The sequence below is a fragment of the Brevundimonas sp. Bb-A genome (genome assembly GCF_009394735.1).
Classification (GTDB): domain Bacteria; phylum Pseudomonadota; class Alphaproteobacteria; order Caulobacterales; family Caulobacteraceae; genus Brevundimonas; species Brevundimonas aurantiaca.
Genome location: NZ_CP045456.1, coordinates 2,248,772 through 2,267,335 on the forward strand (window position 1 = coordinate 2,248,772; position 18,564 = coordinate 2,267,335).

General features: G+C 65.7%; 14 protein-coding genes, 1 pseudogene and 1 riboswitch. Of the genes and pseudogenes, 5 read left to right on the forward strand and 10 right to left on the reverse strand.

Annotation, left to right across the window (positions count from 1 at the left end):
* The 4 genes from BSP_RS11035 to BSP_RS16230 are packed head-to-tail and all read right to left on the reverse strand — an operon-like array spanning position 1 to position 4,637.
* Complete coding sequence (locus BSP_RS11035; protein WP_152950356.1) at positions 1-717, reverse strand: TorF family putative porin; 717 nt, start codon at positions 715-717, stop codon at positions 1-3.
* Positions 718-740: 23 nt separating this feature from the next.
* The gene (gene kdpB / locus BSP_RS11040; protein WP_152950357.1) at positions 741-2,807 is read right to left on the reverse strand and encodes a potassium-transporting ATPase subunit KdpB; all 2,067 of its coding nucleotides are present in this window, start codon (positions 2,805-2,807) and stop codon (positions 741-743) included.
* A gap of 18 nt (positions 2,808-2,825) precedes the next feature.
* Positions 2,826-4,535, reverse strand: coding sequence for a potassium-transporting ATPase subunit KdpA (kdpA, locus tag BSP_RS11045; RefSeq protein WP_054765929.1), 1,710 nt, complete (start codon positions 4,533-4,535; stop codon positions 2,826-2,828).
* Between the two features lie 18 nt (positions 4,536-4,553).
* On the reverse strand, positions 4,554-4,637 hold the full coding sequence (locus BSP_RS16230; RefSeq protein WP_082503478.1) for a potassium-transporting ATPase subunit F: 84 nt from the start codon (positions 4,635-4,637) through the stop codon (positions 4,554-4,556).
* 377 nt (positions 4,638-5,014) lie between these two features.
* On the opposite strand from BSP_RS16230, the gene BSP_RS11055 reads away from it, so the two are divergent.
* Positions 5,015-5,908: a hypothetical protein gene (locus tag BSP_RS11055; RefSeq protein WP_152950359.1), complete on the forward strand. Its 894-nt coding sequence runs from the start codon at positions 5,015-5,017 to the stop codon at positions 5,906-5,908.
* Positions 5,909-5,982: 74 nt separating this feature from the next.
* Here the strand turns inward: BSP_RS11055 and BSP_RS11060 are convergent, their stop codons facing one another.
* Together BSP_RS11060 and BSP_RS16385 are read right to left on the reverse strand one after the other, a co-directional pair.
* A complete protein-coding gene (locus tag BSP_RS11060; protein ID WP_054765931.1) occupies positions 5,983-6,744 on the reverse strand; it encodes a hypothetical protein in 762 nt (253 codons plus the stop codon).
* Positions 6,745-6,918: 174 nt separating this feature from the next.
* Entirely contained in the window at positions 6,919-7,311 is a 393-nt protein-coding gene (locus BSP_RS16385; protein ID WP_227975931.1) for a hypothetical protein, read from the reverse strand.
* Here BSP_RS16385 and BSP_RS16625 point away from each other — a divergent pair.
* Positions 7,192-7,464, forward strand: a pseudogene (locus BSP_RS16625) (sensor histidine kinase); the annotation flags it as partial. The gene BSP_RS16385 and the pseudogene BSP_RS16625 sit on opposite strands and share 120 nt — an antisense overlap.
* Before the next feature lie 85 nt (positions 7,465-7,549).
* On the opposite strand, the gene BSP_RS11070 reads toward BSP_RS16625, so the two are convergent.
* The 4 genes from BSP_RS11070 to BSP_RS11085 all read right to left on the reverse strand — a co-directional run bounded on the left by BSP_RS11070 (position 7,550) and on the right by BSP_RS11085 (position 14,858).
* Positions 7,550-8,554 (reverse strand): amidohydrolase family protein, encoded by a 1,005-nt coding sequence (locus tag BSP_RS11070; protein WP_152950360.1) that lies wholly within the window; start codon positions 8,552-8,554, stop codon positions 7,550-7,552.
* Positions 8,555-8,578: 24 nt separating this feature from the next.
* Positions 8,579-10,501: a prolyl oligopeptidase family serine peptidase gene (locus BSP_RS11075; protein ID WP_227975932.1), complete on the reverse strand. Its 1,923-nt coding sequence runs from the start codon at positions 10,499-10,501 to the stop codon at positions 8,579-8,581.
* 110 nt (positions 10,502-10,611) lie between these two features.
* Complete coding sequence (locus BSP_RS11080; protein WP_227975933.1) at positions 10,612-13,296, reverse strand: TonB-dependent receptor domain-containing protein; 2,685 nt, start codon at positions 13,294-13,296, stop codon at positions 10,612-10,614.
* 175 nt (positions 13,297-13,471) lie between these two features.
* Positions 13,472-13,559, reverse strand: a riboswitch (glycine riboswitch).
* A gap of 207 nt (positions 13,560-13,766) precedes the next feature.
* Complete coding sequence (locus tag BSP_RS11085) at positions 13,767-14,858, reverse strand: ABC transporter substrate-binding protein (RefSeq protein WP_054765937.1); 1,092 nt, start codon at positions 14,856-14,858, stop codon at positions 13,767-13,769.
* A gap of 53 nt (positions 14,859-14,911) precedes the next feature.
* Between BSP_RS11085 and BSP_RS11090 the strand changes: the two genes are divergently transcribed.
* From BSP_RS11090 to cml, 3 genes are all read left to right on the forward strand, one after another.
* Positions 14,912-15,574, forward strand: coding sequence for a response regulator transcription factor (locus BSP_RS11090; RefSeq protein WP_054765938.1), 663 nt, complete (start codon positions 14,912-14,914; stop codon positions 15,572-15,574).
* Positions 15,571-16,956 carry a sensor histidine kinase gene (locus BSP_RS11095; protein WP_152950362.1) on the forward strand — a complete coding sequence of 462 codons (1,386 nt, stop codon included), beginning with the start codon at positions 15,571-15,573 and terminating at the stop codon, positions 16,954-16,956. The genes BSP_RS11090 and BSP_RS11095 overlap by 4 nt, the downstream gene beginning before the upstream one ends.
* 394 nt (positions 16,957-17,350) lie before the next feature.
* Positions 17,351-18,532, forward strand: coding sequence for a CmlA/FloR family chloramphenicol efflux MFS transporter (gene cml, locus BSP_RS11100; RefSeq protein ID WP_054765940.1), 1,182 nt, complete (start codon positions 17,351-17,353; stop codon positions 18,530-18,532).
* Positions 18,533-18,564 lie beyond the last annotated feature (32 nt).

The window sequence follows — 18,564 nt, forward strand, 5'->3', positions numbered from 1 at the left end:
TCAGAAGGTCACCTTCAGCGTCGCTATGGCGCGCGCGCCGTAGAGATCGCCGAAGTCGTGTTGATCGGTGTCGTGATATCGCAAGTCGACCGCCAGGATGTCAGTCAGCTGATAGGCCGCGCCCAGGTTCCAGGTGGTGTAGTCCTGGTCCGACGAGACCCACTGACGCCCGACGGCGCCCGAGATGGTCCATTTGTCGGCCGGGCTGACGGCGCCGTTGATTTCGGCATAGGTCGCTTCGTCTTCCGACGCGCCGAAGAAGTCGGGCGAATAATAGACCGCCGCGCCCAGGGTCGCGGGACCGACGGCGCGCGAGGCTGCGGCTTTCAGCTCGACATAGTCATAGTCCGCGCCGTCCGGCTGTCCGGCGTACAGATAGCCGATGACGCCGAAATCCAGGGCATAACCCGCCACCTCGGGCCGATAGCCGGCGTAGAGATCGACCTCGGCGTCCGTATTATCGCCGAAATCGACGTTGGAGGCCCAGCCGCCGGCGTAGAAGCCATTGCGGGTCAGATCGACGCCCGCCGAGATCGCCGGATCTTCCTGCGTCTGGCTGACGCCGCGGAAGACATAGTCGGACGTCAGGGCGACGTTTGCCGAAACATCCTGCGCCTTGGCCTCGCTGCATAGGCCCAGGCCTGCGATTGCGGCGATACTGGCGGCGGCGAACCAGGCGTCGTTACGGCCGGAGGCCTTGTTGAGACGATTACGCATGGAGATATCCTTGGAAGCGCGCATCAGGCCAGGCCCAGCGCGGAAATGACGAGATCGATCAGCTTGATGCCGACGAACGGCGCGATCAGACCGCCCACGCCGTAGATCAGCAGGTTGCGACCCAGCAGGGCGCCGGCGCCGATGGCCCGGTATTTGACGCCCTTCAGCGCCAGCGGGATCAGGGCGACGATGATCAGGGCGTTGAAGATCACCGCCGACAGTATGGCGCTTTCGGGACTGTGCAGACGCATCACGTTCAGCGCGCCGAGCGACGGCAGGGCGACCACGAACATGGCCGGGATGATGGCGAAATACTTGGCCACGTCGTTGGCGACCGAGAAGGTGGTCAGGGCGCCGCGCGTGATCAGCAGTTGCTTGCCGACCTCGACGATCTCGATGACCTTGGTCGGATCGCTGTCCAGATCGACCATATTGCCGGCCTCGCGCGCGGCCTGGGCGCCGGTCTGCATGGCCACCCCGACATCGGCCTGGGCCAGGGCGGGCGCGTCATTGGCGCCGTCGCCGCACATGGCGACCAGACGGCCCTTGGCCTGTTCGGCCTTGATCAGGCGCATCTTGTCCTCGGGCGTCGCCTCGGCGAGGTAGTCGTCCACCCCGGCTTCCGAGGCGATGGCCGCCGCCGTCACCGGATTGTCGCCGGTGATCATGACGGTGCGCAGGCCCATGCGACGCAGGTCGGCGAAGCGCGCCTTCACGCCCGGCTTGACCACGTCCTTCAGGTGGATGACGCCGACCAGCACGCCGTTCTGGGTCACGGCCAGGGGCGTGCCGCCCGAACGGGCGATCCGGTCCACCGCCTGACGGAACTCGGCGGGAGCCGCGCCGTCGGACAGGTTCAGATCCTTCAACACCGCATCGACCGCGCCCTTCCTCCAGCTGTCCTTGCCGACGTCCAGGCCCGACTGGCGGGTGACGGCGGTGAAGGGGATGGCGACGGCGCCGACAGGTTGTTCGACCGAGACGCCTGCGTTGCGGCCCAGCTCGACGATGGACCGGCCCTCAGGCGTCTCGTCGGCCAGGGACGCCATGACGGCCGCGGCCAGGGCGGCCTCGGGGCGCACGCCGGGAACCGGGATGACCTCGGTCGCCATGCGGTTGCCGAAGGTGATGGTGCCGGTCTTGTCGAGCAGCAGGGTGTCGACGTCGCCTGCCGCCTCCACCGCACGGCCCGAGGTGGCCAGCACGTTCACCTTCAGCAACCGGTCCATGCCGGCGATGCCGACGGCGGACAGCAGGCCCCCGATCGTGGTTGGGATCAGGGTGATGAACAGGGCGCCCAGCACCATCGGGTCCAGATCGGCGCCCGAATAGGCGCCCAGGCCCACCAGGGTCACGACCGCGATCAGGAAGATCAGGGTCAGGCCGACCAACAGCACGGCCAGAGCCAGTTCGTTCGGCGTCTTGCGTCGATCCGCGCCCTCGACCATGGCGATCATGCGGTCCAGGAAGGTCGAGCCCGGCTTGGCGGTGATGCGCACCTTGATCCAGTCGGACACCACGGTGGTGCCGCCGGTCACCGCCGAACGGTCGCCGCCGCTTTCGCGGATCACCGGCGCGCTCTCGCCGGTGATGGCGGCCTCGTTGACCGAGGCTACGCCCTCGATGATCTCGCCGTCCGAGGCGATGACATCGCCGGCCTCGACCAGGATGACGGATCCGATCTCAAGATCCGACGCATTGGTCGGGATCACCATGCCGGTCTCGGGATCGACGATCAGCTTGGCCTTGGTTGTGACGCGGGTGGCGCGCAGACTATCGGCCGCCGCCTTGCCCCGCCCTTCGGCGACGCTTTCGGCGACATTGGCGAACAGGACCGTGGCCCACAGCCACAGCGCCAGTTGCACCGCAAAGCCCGCCGATTGACCGCCGGCCATGGCCGCCGCCGCCGAGATCGTGGACAGAAGCGCCACGATCCAGGTGGTGAAGATAACCGGGTTCTTGACCAGTTTGACCGGGTTCAGCTTGACGAAGGCGTCGCCGACTGCGCGCCCGATCATCGCCCCGGAGAGACCGCCCGCGAGGGGCGACGCACCGCCGCCCTCGCGGGGATCGAGTGTGATTTGTGTCATGTCAGGATGTCCGAAGGATCAGGCGCCGGCGACCGCCGCGAGCACCTGGAAGTGCTCGACGATCGGTCCCAGGGCGAGGGCGGGTAGGAACTGCAGGCCGCCGAGGATGAGGATCACGCCGATCAGCAGGCCGATGAACAGGCCGTTGTCGGTGGGCAGTGCGCCGGCGCTGGGCGCCAGCTTGGGCTTGACGACCAAACTGCCGGCGATGGCCAGAACGGCGACGGCCGGAACAAACCGACCGAACAGCATCCCCAGACCCAGGGTCGTGTTCCACCAGGGGGCGTTGGCGGTCAGACCCGCAAAGGCAGAGCCGTTGTTCGCCGCCGCCGAGGTGTAGGCGTAGAGGATCTCCGAAAGGCCATGCGGGCCGTCGTTCAGCAGCCCCGCCAAGGCGTTGGGGAACACTGCACTGACCGCCGCGAAGCCCAGGATGGCCAGCGGCAGAACCAGCACCGCGATCATGGCGAACTGGATCTCGCGCGCCTCGATCTTCTTGCCCAGATATTCGGGCGTCCGTCCGACCATCAGGCCGGCGACGAAGACCGACAGCAGGGCCATGACCACCATGATGGCGATGCCCGACCCGATCCCGCCGGGCAGGATCTCGCCCAGCTGCATCAGGAACATCTGCAAGGCCCCGCCCAGCGGCATATAGCTGGCGTGCATCGAATTGACCGAGCCGTTCGAGGCGCCGGTCGTGACCACGGACCAGACGGTCGAGGCGGGCGCGCCGAAGCGGACCTCCTTGCCCTCCATATTGACCGAGGCGTCCACCTGGGCCGCGACCAGGGCCGGGGCCGGCTGGGTCTCAATCACATACATGGCCGCGCTGGCGACGCTCAGCAGGATCAGCGCCGCCGCCGCAAGAGCGCGGACGTCGCGTCCCGCCAGAGCCGTGCGGCCGAAGGCGAAGAAGGCCGCCCAACCCATGACGTTGATCGCCACGGCGCTGAGAAGATTGGTGATGGCGTTGGGGTTCTCGAAGGGATGGGCGCCGTTGACGTTGAAGACGCCGCCGCCGTTGATGCCCAACTGTTTGATCGCCACCTGGCTGGCCGCCGGAAACAGCGGCAGGCTCTGGGACCCGCCCTCGACGCCTGTCGCCTGAACGTTCGCCGCCAGGCTCTGCACAACGCCCAGTCCGCCCAGAACGACCGCCAGCACGAAGGCGGCGGGCAGCAGCACATAGAGGGTGGTCCGCGTCAGGTCGGCCCAGAAGTTGCCGACGCCCTCGCCGCGATGGGCGACGAAGGCCCGCGCCAGGGCCGCCGCTATGGTCGCCCCGGTCGCAGCCGACACGAAGTTCTGTACCGTCAGCCCGACCATTTGGCTGAAGGTCGACATCGTCGCCTCCCCGCCATAGCTCTGCCAGTTGGTGTTGGTGACAAAGCTGACGGCGGTGTTGAAGGCCAGGTGCGGCGACACGCCCGCAAACCCCTGCGGGTTCAGCGGCAGCAAGCCCTGCAGACGCAGGATGGCGTACAGCAGCACAAAGCCCGCCAGGTTGAAGGCCAGCAGGGCGCCGGCATATGCCAGCCAGCCTTGGCTGCGTTTCGGATCGACGCCCGCCGCGCCGTAAAAGACGGCCTCGACCGGCTTCAACATCGGGTCCAGCCAGGTCCGCTCGCCGTTCCAGACGCGCGACATATAAATGCCGATGGGCCAGCCGAGCATGACGGCCAGCCCAAGGGTCACGGCGATCTCGCCCCATCCTTGAATGTTCATGAAATCCGTCCCGGTTCCTCAGAACCGCTCGGGCCGCAGCAGCGCCGCGACCATGTAAACGGCGACGACAAGCGCCCCCGCCCCCCAGAGCATGGCGATCATCGTCACACCCGCTTCAACGCTGTGGCCAGCAGGGCGAAGACGGCGAACGCCCCTGCCCCGATCGCCAGAAAGATCACATCGGCCATGTCGGCCTCCTCGCTCAAAGTTCGAGCGGGACAGGACCATCAAGACGCATAATGGCGCGATGTGACTCCCAGCCCTTCGCCTAAAGGATTCATAAAAACCTGGATCTATCGGCCGGTCGCCTACTAGGCCTATCGCCTGGACGAAGAAGCGCGTCGTGGCTTCCCATTGGGAGTCTCCGTCGTCGATCCGTAGGAGAATTGGTCGCTTTTGCGAGGATGGACGGCGTCCCCTATGGATCGATCCACTTGCCCTACGCCAAGGCCCCGACTTCCCATTGACCGGGAACTTCCGTGACGAAAACGATGCTCAATGTCTATCAGCAGCAGACCATAGTTCAGCGGCTGTCAAAAGCTGTGAAGGGAGAGACCATGCGGACGGTCGACGGATGGAGTCTGGCGACGCTGGTGTTGGCGCTGTGCGTGCCGACGCTCGCGCGTGCACAGGATCAGGAATGCGGGGACATCGGGGCGATCGTTCGTCAAGCCTACCCCAATGCGGTCGCGGACGGCGAGCGCACTATGAAAACTGGAAATCGCACGCTCACCCTGCCCTCACCCTCGTCGATAAACCCTCACGCCATCGTCTGTCGTCGCTGGCGGGGAAGGCCAGGACTGCTTCTGGTCGCCATCCCGCTTATTGCTGAGGTTGGCGTGGATTCGACGCTGGGTGATCTTGATGTGCTCGTCGTCGACGAGCCAACCGGCACGCCGCGCCATCGGCTCCGCATCCCCCACGCCATGGACGACGACGCCGTCCGGATTTCCCGGATTTCTTTCGACACTGCGCCATACCGCTTCGGGCCAGATCGACTGGCGTTTGGCGTGAGACGCGAATGGGTCGGCTGTTCGCGCCCGAACCCGTTCATGGAAACCACGCTGTCCCTCTACGAGCCACGGGGCGCGGCCCTCGCGCCAGTCTTAGACGACCTGATCGTCGAACGCAGTCAAGGGCAATGGGATCTGTCCTGCGCCGGCGAGACTGTTGTGACCGAGCGAATCCTTCGAATGGTCCCGGGCCAGAAGGGGCAGGATATTTCGGTGCTGGAGCGGATCACTCAGAGCACGTCTAGGGAGGCCAAGAACGGTGAGTGCAGCACGACCGACCAAGCGGTCGCGCCTCGCACGATCCGCCTTTCATTTGACGGCAAGCGCTATGACGTTCCCCGCCTGATCCAGCGACGCTAGCCATCTGGTCATAAGGCGACGCGAACGGCGATCTTGATGTCGCTGGTGCGCCACGACAGGTCATCCCTCCCGCGTCATGTCGCTGGACTTGATGGGACGGCGACGGGCTTCTTGGGCGGACGGGCGATCGCCTCGGCCCTTTCCAGAAGGCTCTCCGTTCTGAGGAGGCGATCGTGATCCGTGTGGATCATCCCCCGCACGATGTAGCTGCCGAGCAGGACGCCGAACCCGATAATGGCCAGCTCCGGGGCGAGGCCGGTGGCGAGCGCGCCGAGGGCCCCGGCCGGATCGCCCCCTTCCACGGCGGACCTGAGATTGGCGGCCGCTCCGACCGCAAGCTCTCCCTCCGGAGAGACGATGAACCGTACGGCGGCCGCGCTCGTCGCGATGAGACCAACGGCGATCGGTAGCTTGTCCGGGGTGCGCGCGTTGAGCTTCAACTCGAGACGCACGGATTTCAGCCGACTTGTGATCTCGTCCTTCGAGAACTGATCCGCTACCTCCCCGGCAAAGGAAGCCGCCAAATCGTGGCTGCGCTGGAACCGCCCCTGTGATCTCGCATGAAGTTCCCGGACAAGGACGCCGAAGCTGAAGACCCAGCTTAGGCCCACGAGACCGAGCCCCAGCAGGAAGGCTCCGGCAACGACCGGCTTGAGCCACGCTCTGATCGTCGCCGCGTTCAGGGCGAGAAGCCCACCCAGTATCGTGACGATCAGCGCCCCGACACCGATCACCATCATCCATTTCAACACAGTCTCAAACCGTCCCTCCGGAGCGGAGGTCCGGTTGGCGCGGCACAAGGCGTCTATCGAATAGTCGGAGTTCTTGCCTGTCATGGCGGCGGTGTGGCCTCAGAACGTAAACTTTGAGTTGCGCTCCACAGCGCGCCCCTCAACCGTCGTTCAACACGAACACCTTGTGAGGGCCGGTTGCTCCGGCCGAGGCGCCACCATGGCGCGCGACAGTCTGGCGGAACAGGTGCAGCTCAAGGAGGCCGAGATCCGCTCCACCTAACTGCGCCTCAGAGAGCAGGAGCGGATGATCGCCATCAATGAGGAGCGCCAGCGCCTGGTGCCGACATGCACGACGGAGTCGGCGGCCATCTGGTCTCGCTGCTGGCCCAGTTGAGAGGCGGCGCGCCCGATGTCGAAACCCTGCGCCAGGGCGTGCAGATCGCCATCGACGATCTGCGGCTGATCATCGACTCGATGGATGGCGTGGATGACTCGCTGGAGGTCGCCATCGCCATTTTCCATGAGCGCATGGCGCCCCGCCTGCGTCTGGTGGGCATCGAACTGACCTGGACCGCCGCGCCGGGCGCGCCCGTCGAGGGTTTCGGTCCGGAGGCCAGGATCAACATCTACCGTATTCTTCAGGAGGCGATCACCAACGCGGTCAAACACGCCCAGGCGTCCCGCGTAGACATCCGCCTTGAGAGCGAGTCCGAGGCCGTCGTCATATCGGTCTCGGGCGACGGCATGGGCCTGCCGCCAAGGCTGCGGGATGGCGGCAAGGGCCTGCCCAACATGAAACGTCGCGCGGACCGGATCGGCGGAACGCTGAATCTGGTCCCGCTGAACCCCGGACTTTCAGTTCGGCTGCGGGCGCCCCTGCCCACCTGGTTCGCACGCCGCCCGGAGATTATGCCCCAGTTTTTAGCTCGACCTGCCTCAGCCGTAACGCCTCGGCCTCGTCTGAAGTCAGCGGCAACAAGGCCATGGCGTCGTTCAGATAGGCGTCCAGAGGGCCCGAGAACGGCCAGTCGGATCCTGGTACGAAACGATCGACGCCGATCCGTCGCATCAGATCGACCAGCCTTTCGCGATCTCCGGGCGGCGTGTCGGCGTCGAAGACCTGGGCCAGGTCGAAATAGAGGTCTGGAAAACGCTTGGGATCCGTCGCCAGCGACTGCCGGAAGGCCTCCAGCGCGTCCCAAGTGTTCGCATCCAGTCCGCCCCAGCCGCCCGAATGGGCGATGACCACCGGGACGCCGCGTGCATGGGGCAGAACCTGTTCGACAAAGATGCGCACATCCTGGGCGCCATAGTCGGAGGCGCGGGTTCGCATGTGGATCATGATGGTCAGGCCGGCGCCCGAGGCGACGTCGAAGACGGCGGCAAGACGGCGAACCTGACCGGGGTCGCGAAGATCGACGCCCGAGTTGGTCAGATGCAGCTTCAATCCCTTTGCAAAAGGCTCGCCTTTCCACGCTTCGATTTCGGCCAGAGCCTCGGGCGCCAGCGGATTGACCGAGATGAAGGCGACCAGCCGCTCGGGATGCGCGGCCGCCGTGGCCACGGTGAAGGCGTTGGCGGCATGAACGCGGTCGGCCGCGTCGGCCAGGGGTGGAACCATCATCGGGCTCTCGGCCAGATAGGCCGTGGACATGATCCAAGCCGTCTGGACGCCCGTCTGGTCCATATCCGCCAGAAGATCTTTGGCCGTCAGTGGTTTGACGAACGCCGGATCGCAGGCGCTGATCCGCCCCGGACTGTCGCAATAGGCCGTCAGAATCTCCCGAATGGGCGGGGCGTGGACATGGACATGATGGTCGGTACGAACCGGAGGACGGGTCTGGGACGTGGCGGGCGCCGCAGCGAGCACGACCAGGGCCGCGCTCGCCGCGACAAGGCGTTTGAAGAACATGGAGCGTGACTGGAACCGTGTCGCCTAGCGCGCCGCCTCGCCCAGCAGGGTCTGTTTCCAGAACAGAAGGCTGGTCCAGAAATAGTAGTCCTCGTTCTCCTTCTTGTGGAAGCCGTGGCCCTCGTTCTGGGCCAGCAGGTGCCAGGCCGTGCCTCCGCGGCTGCGGACCGCGCTGACGATCTGGTCGGCTTCGGAGGCCGGGACGCGGGGATCGTTTCCACCGGTGGCGACCAGAAGCGGAATGGTGATCTTGTCGACGCTGGTCAGGGGGGAGATGGCTTGAAGCTGGGCGCGCTGAGCCGGATCCCGTTCGTCGCCGTATTCCACCCGTCTCAGGTCGCGGCGATACGACTGGGTGTTTTCCAGGAAGGTGACGAAGTTGGAGATGGCGACATAGCAGTTCGCCCCCTTCAGCCGGTCGCTGTAATGCACGGCGGCGGCGTAGCACATGTAGCCGCCGTAGGAGACGCCGGTGACGGCGAAGCGCGAGGCGTCCAGGGTGGGATCGACCTCGAGCGCGTCCAGGAAAGCGCCGATGTCCTTGACCGAATTCTCGCGCTGGAACGGGCCGTTGTCCAGATTGACGAACCGGGTGCCGAAGCCGGACGAGCCGCGCACGTTCGGGAAGAAAAGGGCCACGCCCATCTCGTTTAACAGATAGTTCTGCGCGCCCAGGAAATCGGGGCGCGTCTGGCCTTCAGGACCGCCGTGGATATCGACAATCAGCGGCCGCTTGCCGGGGAATTCGGTGGGGTCGGGCCGGTAGAGGAAGCCGGACACCGTCTCGCCGTCGAAGCTCCTCACCTCGACCAGTTGCGGCTCGACGTTGACAGCAGGGTCCAGACCGCCCGTCTCGCTATGGGTCCATTGGGTGACGGCCAGGGTGGTCGGATCGACGGAGAAGGCGTCGCCGGAGACGCGCGCGGACGACAGGCTGAGACCGATCGCGCCCCATGGGGCGATGTCGATGGCCGGGCCGATGCTGTAGGGGATGACGCCTTCCGGCAGACCTGTGACGACCCGGACGGCGCCGGTCGCGACATCCATAACCTTCAGCCGCGATATCCCAGCCTCGTTGACCGCATAGGCGATGAAGCCGCCGTCCGGAGCGACGGCGTAGTCGCTGACATCCCAGCGGGCTTCTGTGCTGACCGGCACAAAGCCGTTCCGCACGATCCGCCCCAGACGCAGGAAGTCAGAATCCTTGTTCGAGGTCGCCCAGACGGCGCCGTCGGGCCCGTACTGAGGATCGACATAGGAGACCTGCGCGGCAGGGTCGGTCAGCGGCGTCATCCGGCTCGAGGCGAGGTCCAGCTCATAGACAACGGCCCTGTTGATCGACATCCGGTTCAGGACCAGGGCCTTGGTCCCGTCCCTGGAGAAGTCGGCGATGTTCCAGCCGCCGCCGGACACCTGGGCCACCAGACGGTCGGTCGAGGGGTCGGAGGGATCGACCACATAAAGGTCCATGTCCGCGCCGTTGCGACGCGATGAGGCGTAGCCGACCCGCTTGCCGTCCCGACTCCAGGCGCCGAACCAATTGCGGCTCTTGCCGTCCGTAATCAGGCTCAACCGACCTGCGGCCAGGGTGTAGAGTTGATAGAATTCGTCGCCCCCATTGTCCTTCTGGACAAGAAGGGTCTGACCGTTGGGCGACAGGGCGCTGGCCAGGATCGGCTCGGCCTCGAAACTGATCTGGGTTCGGGCGCCGTCAGGAGCAGCCACGACGTGAAGCTGATCCGTGGCGCCGAACCGCGTCTTGATCAGCATTGACTGATCGGCGGCGTTCCAGCCCAGGAAGGTCGCACGGCGCGTCTGAAGATAGGGCTGGGTCGCCGCGACCAGATCGTCGGGCACGGCGGGAAGGCCGTCGGCGACGATGGCGGCGGGCTTGGGCGCCTCGGCAAGGGCCGCAGGAGCGACGCTCAGGGCGAGCAGGAGAGCCATCGGCAGACGGGAAATCATGACACAGACCGTGTGAAAAATGGAGGAGCAGAAGGGGAGATCGCCGGCCCAATGGAGGAGCGGGGCCGGCGATCCGGAGCGCAGAACCAGAACTAGAAGCGGTACCGCGCGCCAACCGTGACGTACCGACCGATGACGTCGTAATACGGCGAATAGAGCGACCCGACCGGCGGGTCCTTGTCGAACAGGTTGGTCGCATTGGCGTACAGCTCGACCCCGTTTGCGCCGTAGTGCGCCAGGTCGGCCGTCAGCCCTAGATCGACATAGGTGAAGGCGTCGATGTGGTTGTTCGAGATGGCGACGGTGCTGTTGTAGTCGCCCGCCGAGATGTAGCGCGCGCGCAGGTTCGCGCCGAACACCTCGCCCTTCCAGCCGAGGCTGGCGTTGACCCGCAGCTTGGGTACGCCCAGGCCGAAAGAATAGCCCTGGGATTCGACATATTCGATCTTGGTCACGCCGTCGTCCGTGGTCAGGCTGTTCACCCAGGTGCCGACCAAGCGCATCATCACCCGGCCCGTCGCGCCCGGAACCCAGAGGTCGGCGTCGGAGGCGTAGGAGGCCTCGGCGTCGATCCCGTCCGTGTGGTACTCGGCCAGGTTCACATAGGTGGACATGGTGCGGACCAGATTGCCCGCCGAGTCGCGCTCGACCTTGGAGCACAGGTCGAGGTTGCCGTTGTAGCAGCGGTTGACCAGATCCTGCGGCGCAATCGTCGTTATCACGTCGTCGATCTTGATGTCGTAATAATCCAGCGACAGGTTCAGGCCTGGGATCGAAGGCGGCGAATAGGTGACGCCCAGGGTCAGTGTATCGGCGGTCTCCGGGCGGAGGTTGGGATTACCGCCGCCGTTGTTCAGCGTATAAACTAAAGCCCCGTTCTTGGCCGGGTCATTGATGTTGTTCCAGCCGGTGGTGGTGGTGGTGAACAGCTCCGAAAGATTGGCCGAACGGATATCGCGCGACTGAGTCACACGGCCGCGGAAGCCGGGGAAGAACTCGTTGGTGGCGCCAACCTTCCAAGACCAGATCGAGCCCGTGGTGTCGTAGTCCGAGATGCGAGCTGCAGCATTGAACTGCAGGTCGTTCAGGATCGGCAGATCCTTGACGATCGGGACCAGGACTTCGGCGAAGGCCTCCTTCACGCTGAACTCGCCGGACATGGCCGAGAAGCTGAACGTCTTGAAGGCCTTGGCCGCGTCCAGCTCGCCAATGCGCTGATCGGTCTGCTCCTTGCGGGCTTCCAGGCCGACGGCGATCGACACGTCGCCGGCCGGCAGGCTGAAGGGCTCGCCACGCAGGCTGACGCCGGCGACGTCCAGCTTGGTGGTGGCCCGCTGCTGAGGCGTGCCGGTGACATAATCGATGGCTTCCTGAGACGGCGCGCCCAGGCCAAAGAGATTGATCGGCACGCAGCCCGAGTTGGGATTGGTCAGGGTCACGCGGCAGACGGCTCGACCGCTCACGGGATCGATTACGGAATCGACCGCATTGGCGAATTCGGTCTTCAGCAGGAAACCGGGCGTATCGATATTATTCTCAAACTCACCGTGGCTGTAGTAGGCGCCCCAGCGCCAGCTGTCGCCGAACTCGCCGTCCACGGCCAGAGTGGCCTGGGTGGTGACGCGCTCGAAATCGATCGTGGAATAGGACAGATCGGAGTTGAAACGTCCGAAGGTGAAGGACGTCTGGCCAGCGGCCGCCATCTGCTGCTTGATCGTGGATGACAAGAAGGCGTTGTCGATGCTGATGGTCAGGTCGCCGCGATCGTGATCGCCGAACCAGACATAGTCGTTCCACATCCGCGAGTGACGGACGTCAGCAGTGACCCGCAGCTTGTCATTGATCTCATAGACGGCGCTGGCCAGCCCGGTGTAGCGGCGCTGCGGCGTGACCAGGGGGCTGAGATCGTCATTGGACGGACCTTCGCCGCCGATCGAGTTGGTCCCGCTGACTGTGCCGTAATCGAAAGGCCGAAGCGTGCCGTCCGGGTTAAACACCTTACCGCGGTTCACGCCCGACAGGATCAGACCGCCGTAAGCGGCGTTGGCGAAGCCGACGTCCGGCTGCAGGGCGCCGTTGACGGTGGCCCATCGGCCGATATTCGGGCGCGACGCTTTGGGGATGACGCCTTCGTTGTCCAGGTATTCGCCGCCGATGACGAAATGGCCGCGCCCGTCGGCGAAGTCCGCGCCCCAGGCGCCTTCGAACCGTTCCTGCTCAGCGTCGTCGTAGGAGGACACGCCGTATTCGGCGCCCAGCTTGCCGCCGGTGAAATAGCGATCAATGCCGATGTTCACGACGCCGGCGACGGCGCCTGAGCCCCAGGCGGCCGATGCGCCGCCCGTAACCACGTCGACGCTCTTGACCAGCACCGACGGCACGGCGTTCAGATCGTTCTCGCTGGACACGCGACGCCCATCGATCAGGACTAGGGTCCGGTTGATGCCCAAGCCGCGCAGATCGACCGGCGCATTGCCCGCACCGGTGTTGGTGCCGGTCGTCTGGGCCGATGTGGTGGCGCGGAATTGAGGCATGTCGTTGAGGGCGGCGGCGATATTCGGCCGCGCGCCGACCGACAGATCCTCGGCGGAAAGATGGATGGTCGGCGTCGGCGCCTCGAAGCCGGCGCGGTCGATCCGCGAGGCGGTGACGACGATGTCATCGACCGAGGCCGCATCCTCTGGGGCGCCCGCCTCCTGGGCATGGACAGAGGTGGCGCAGGCCATCAGCGCGATGGCGCTGCAATAATAGGTCAGGTTGCGATTAAGACGAGACAAAGCGAGATTCCTCATGGCGACGACGCCCCTCCCCAGGGTTGCCCAATGCGACCGGCGCTCTGCGGCGCCTGTTCGCCCCCGCTGTCATTGGGCCTGAGAGTTTCGGGCCGTTCGCCGACCCTTTCTCCTTCGGCGAGGCCGCATCCCCCGGATTCGACCTTCTCTCCAGCGTTCCTTCAGCAAGACGGTCCGTTTGCCTGAGCGTTTCCGGGGCGGTTGCGCCTTCGGCGTCGGCGGGAACCGATCTCTCCCGCCTTGCTGAAGCGAGTAAGATCGACCAATGAATGCCTGTCAAATCGGCACGCCTCGCAAGGCTAATGCTTCTATTTTCACATTCATGCAATTACATGCCGCTTTTGAAGCGCGTCAGTCGTTTGTCGCCGAGCGACTCTCGGTCACCGCAGGATCGGTGAAAGCGAGGTGACAGAAACACCGCCTTCAGAAGAAAGAGACTTATCCACAGGAAAGCCTTAGGGCGCCCTAGGGTCGTCCGGCGCCCGTTCCGCCGCCTGCATGGCGGCCCGCCAACGCTGCAGAAGCCCCTCGCGACGCGCCTGATCAAGATTGGCGAGCAAGGCCGGTCCCACACGGACCGGCCGAGCGCCGGGGATAGAGGTGCGACGCTCGGTAAGAATGTCGTCGCGAGCCGGGCGGACCCCCAGGCCGGCGATGATCCTCTGCCCTTCACGCGATAAAAGAAAATCCAGAAAAAGCCGGGCGGCGTTGGGGTGGGCCGCGTTGCGGGGTATGAAGGCCACGCGCGAGACGGACAGATGATAGTCCTCTGGCGTAACCAGGCCGATATCGGGCGCCCGGGCGACCCACGACGCCCCGTAAGACTGGTTCATATTGTAGGCGAAGGCCATGCGGCCCTCAGCCAGTTGGCCCATCATCCTTTGGCCGGACGTATCGGCACGCGGATGAGTAGACCCCAGGGCAGTCATCAGGGCCCAAGCGTCGGGATAGATCTGGATGTCGGCCGACAGTTGCAGAAGCGCCACCCCGCTGCGTTCGGCGTCATACAGGGTGACCCGGCGGAAAAACCGGTCCGCGTCGGTAGACAGCCGTTCGAGCAGTTGGGCGTGGCTGCGCGGCACGATCTCCGACGGCAACCGCCTGCGATTATAGGCGAAGACGACGGGCTCGGCCGTCACACCGAACGCCTGGTCTCGCCAGACCGAGCCGTCCGGCATGGCCGCCCGATGCGGCGATCGATAAACTTGGGCGTAGCCGTCATTGATCAGCTTGACCTGCACGTCCATCGCTGTGCTCCAGACCAGATCCGGCCCCTCCAGTCCGGAGGCGGCGCGGGACTGGACTCGGTTCGCGATCAGGGTCGAGTTGATGTCCTCGAGCCGCACCGCGATCTCGGGCCAGCGCCGTTGAAACGCCGCCAGCACAGGCCCCATCAGGCTAGTGTTCGTGAGGATGTGCAGCCCGCCCTCGCGCCTGGCCAGCCATCGGACGCGGGGCGCCGTCGCGACCCCGTCCGGCTCGCCCGCGCAGGCCGAAACCCCCGCCCCCGCGAGTCCGAGAAGCAGATGTCGGCGGTCCGTCTTCACCGGGGCGGGTTTCCCGCTATTGTACCGCTCATGATCCGCTCCTTCGCATCGCCATGAGAATACTGGTCGTCGAGGATGACAAGGCGCTTCAGCATTCGCTCGAGGCCAGCCTTCTGGCGGTCGGTTTCGAACTCCGCTCCACCGACAGCGGGGACCAAGCCCTTCATCTGGAAGCGACGGAGCGGTTCGACGCCGCCGTGTTGGACATCGGCCTTCCCGACATCGACGGTTTCGAGGTCCTGAAGGCCTTCAGACGGCGGGGATCGCAGACGCCCGTCCTCATGCTGACCGCGCGCGACGCCCTGGGCGACCGGGTGGCGGGACTGGATTTCGGCGCTGATGACTATCTCGTCAAACCCTTCGCCCCTTCGGAACTGATCGCCCGATTGAGAGCGATCGTGCGTCGACGCCAGGGTCGGGCGGCGGGCGCCGCGATCGTCGGCTCACTGGTCTGCGACTGGGACGCCGGCCGGGCCCAGGTCAATGACCGGGAGCTGTCGCTCCGTCCGCGCGAATGGGCGGCCCTGCGCGTTCTGGCCTCGCGCGCTGGCCAGGTGGTGGATCGGGAGTTGTTGGCGGCCGAAGTCTTTCCGCAGGATGAGGCTCCCTCGCTCAACGCCCTGGAGATCCATGTCGGTCGGCTGAGGCGCCAGTTGCAGCCTGACGGCCCCGCCGTGACCAATATCCGCGGTCGCGGCTATCGTCTCGATCCATGAGCGAGGCGCCCGGCTCGCGCCGCCCCCACAGTCTGGTGACACGTCTGCTGATCGCCCAGGTCGCGCCCCTGGCCCTGTTCGCCGTCGTGGTGCTGGCGGTCGGGGCTTGGACGGCCCACCGCGTGGTGGCGGAGACGGCCGACCGCCTCCTGGCGGGGGCGCTGCAGACCATCCGGGAAACGGTCTCGGTCGCCGACGGCAAGGTGACTGTCGATGTCGCGCCCTGGACTCTGGGCCTGCTCGACGGTCCCGAGCGGGACGCCGTCTTCTACAGTGTTCGCGAGGGCGGCCGACTGATCACAGGCTATGAGGAGTTGCCGCGCCTGCCCGACGCCTCGTCGGATGCTCCGATCTTCGCCGACCTGTCCGTCCGCGGCGTGCCGGTTCGCATGGCCCAGCAAACCCTGACGATCCCAGGAAGACCCGCCCCCGTCACCGTGTCGGTGGCTCAGAGCCTGGACTCGCGACGCGCCAGCCTGTTGGATCTATATCGCAGCCTACTGCTGCCACCCACCCTGCTCGTCCTGTTGGCCGCGCTTCTGATCTGGCCGGCCTTGAAGTGGGGCCTCAACTCGCTCAAGCGGCTGATCGACGACCTGACGCGCCGCCCCGGTCCCCGTGCCGACTTCGCGCCCGCCGACATCGACCTGGCGCCCCGCGAATTCCAGCCGGTGCTGACCGCCTTCAACCATCTCCTGGCGCGGCTTGAGGCCTCGACGTCGGGGGTTCAGCGCTTCGCAGCCGACGCCTCGCACCAGTTGCGCACCCCGCTTTCGGTCGTGGCGGCCAATCTCGATCTGCTGGCGGGCGCGCCCAGGACCTGGACCGTGCGGGAGAGGCGTCTGATCGACGACTCCCGCGACGCGGTCGCCGGCATGACCCGGCTCGTCGGCCAGTTGCTTTCCACGGCCCGGGCTGACGGCGCCCGGATCAAGTCGTCTGCCGACCTGGGCCGGGCGGCGCGGCGCGCCTTTCAATTGGCTAAGGCGCGCCGGTCCGCCCCGAACGGCGCTCTACGCCTTCGTCTTCCGGCAGAGGCCGTGGTCGTTCTGGGCGCCGAGGACCTAATCGCTGAACAGATCCTCAATCTTATCGACAACGCCTTCCACCACGGCGCGCCGCCCGTCATCGTGCATGTGCGAACAACGGGCGCGGTCTGCGTCTGGGATCACGGCCCCGGCGTCGATGAGGCCGCCCTTCCCCGCCTTACAGACCGATTCTTCCGCGCCGCGCCCTCCCAGGCGTCCGGTTCCGGCCTCGGCCTCGCCATCGTTCGCACCTTGGCGGAGGCCCAAGGCGGGCAGTTCGGTTTATCCAACCGCAGCGGCGGGCGAAGCGGCCTCGTCGGGCGACTGACTTTCCAACCCAGTGCGGAAGAATGAGTCGTCGAAACGACAAGCCGTTCTGAAGGTGGACGCGCGCCACCGGATCGGGAGCGCCGTTCGCACCGACGGCGGCTGAAGGCGGCTTCGATCGATGTGCGGTTTAAGGCGGCTGCGCCGAAGACCCTCTCGCCAAGCCCCACCAGAGGGCTTTCGGTTTTGTCGGACAGCGCCCGTCGGCCGCCACAGCCCTGCGCGGCTTCGGTCGCTGGACCTTTGCTTTGTTTAGGTCCAGACAAAGCCTGACCAAGAAGACGCGGGAGGCGCCTGAGATGGGTGGCACGAAGGCCTCGGACGAATAGGCCGCAACGACGAACCCGTTGTTGCGGCGATCTGCTGACCTCCACCCGGCTGATCGCCGTCAAATCCAGCATTTGACGCGAAGCGATCCCTCATGTCCGACAACCGGCCCATTTGGGCCCACGCCCTTCCGACCGCCATCCTGCTGATGGCGCCCTTTGACCTGCTCGCCTCGCTGGCGATGGACATCTATCTGCCCGTGACGCCGGCCATGCCGGCCGCTTTGCAGGCCGATCCAGCCGTCATCCAGCTCACGCTCAGCGTCTACCTCCTCGGCCTCGGCCTCGGGCAAGTCATCTTCGGCCCGCTCTCAGACCGGTTCGGTCGGCGGCCTGTGCTTCTGTCCGGCGCGCTCACGTTCGCGGTGACTTCGGGCCTGTTGGCGATGGCGGCGTCAGGCTGGGCGTTCGTCGTCCTTCGGCTTGCTCAGGCGATGGGCGCCGCGGCGATGCTGGTGGCGACCTTCGCGACGGTCCGTGACGTGTACGGCGACAAGCCGGAGAGTGTCCGGATCTATGGCCTGTTCAGCGCGATGTTGGCCTTTGTGCCCGCGTTCGGACCCGTGCTCGGGGCGCTCGTTTCAGCGCAGTTGAGCTGGCGGGCGATCTTCTGGTTCTTGGCCGCTTTGACGCTTCCGCCCCTGATGCACGCGCTTTGGCGGTGGACGGAAACGCGCCCTTTGGGCGAAGCCTCTCGCCCACGCCCGGGCCCCATTCTCCGCAGTCGGGCCTTCCAAATCTACACCTTGGCGTTTGGAGCCGCGATGGGGTCCTTCTTCGTCTACGTCTCGACGGCGCCACGCATTCTTGTCGAAAGGGTGGGACTGTCGGAGCTTGAGTTCAGCCTCGCCTTCGCCAGCACGGCTTTCGTCATGATCGTCGCATCCCATGCCGCTCGCCCTTGCTTGGACCGATGGGGGGTGGCGGGCGCCGTTCAGCGGGGCATGGGCCTGCTGCTCGCGAGCGCCCTGTGTTTCGGCGCGAGCGCCGCCTTCGGCGAGCCCTCCATAGGGAGCGTCATCCTCCCGTCTTGGATCATGGCGGTGGGGATCGTCCTGACCGTGTCCGTCTCGGCGAATGGCGCCCTCGAAGCCTTCGGCGATCAGGCGGGCCTGGCCGTCGCGCTCTACTTTGCGGGCCAGAGCCTGATCGTAAGCCTCGTTGGGACCCTGGCCGTGATCCTATTCAACGGCAGCACAGTTTGGCCTCTGGCCGCCTACACGCTGACACTGCCAACCCTCGTGCTACTGGGTCTCAACGCATCACGGAAATCCTGAAACCCAAGAGATCATCACGGATCGAACAGGCG